Here is a 704-nt window from a genome sequence, read left to right as displayed (position 1 = left end):
AGAGCATAGGGCGGCCGATGGCGGACCACCAGGCTCTATCAGCGGCCATCAATCAGGCGAAACTGACAGAAGAATTTGCGGAAACTCTTCAAGAAGGATCGACCAAGCCGCTCAATACCAGGAAAAGAATCGGGCTATTACGCACCTACATCGAGGCATCGGTGTGACGCACGAGATCGGGGAAGGCGCCGTCCAGTCACTTTATGACGACTACCTCGGGCTGGAATCAGACTTGAGATCCACCCCATCAGGGCTGGCTGCACTGAGCCGCAGTTACCCTAAGCATCTTCTGCTTGCGGCTGCTAGTAGCCTCGAAGACAGAGTTAAACGGCTGGTCTCGCAGATATTCGAGCGGGACGGCACAGATCGGCTCGCAACGTTCGTTTCCAAGCGTGTGATGGCTCGTAGTTACCACACGTTGTTTGATTGGAAGGCAGGTTCGGCAAGGGGTTTTTTCAGCAGTTTCGGTGACGCCTGCGGCCAAGCCTTCAAGACCGAGCTCCAGTCAAATCGTGAGTTAAAAGAGCAACACGAAGCTTTTATGAGATTGGGCCAGCTTCGGAACCTGCTGGTACATAACGACTATGCGAGTGCTCCGGTCGAGCTGACGCCGAAGGAGATCATGAACAAGTATGAGCTAGCCCTTGGTTTTGTTGACCGGATCGAGTCGTTTGTGGTCATCAACTGATATGTGAAAAGTTTAT

General features: G+C 53.0%; 1 protein-coding gene. It reads left to right on the top strand.

What is annotated here, in order from left to right; genetic code table 11:
• On the top strand, positions 1 to 688 hold a 688-nt coding region (locus B879_RS24190), incomplete at its 5' end, for a HEPN domain-containing protein (protein ID WP_238542246.1).
• Positions 689 to 704 lie beyond the last annotated feature (16 nt).

Source organism: Cecembia lonarensis LW9 (assembly GCF_000298295.1).
GTDB classification, from domain to species: domain Bacteria; phylum Bacteroidota; class Bacteroidia; order Cytophagales; family Cyclobacteriaceae; genus Cecembia; species Cecembia lonarensis.
Note: the sequence above shows the minus strand (reverse complement) of the source record. Positions and strands in the feature narration are given on the sequence as shown.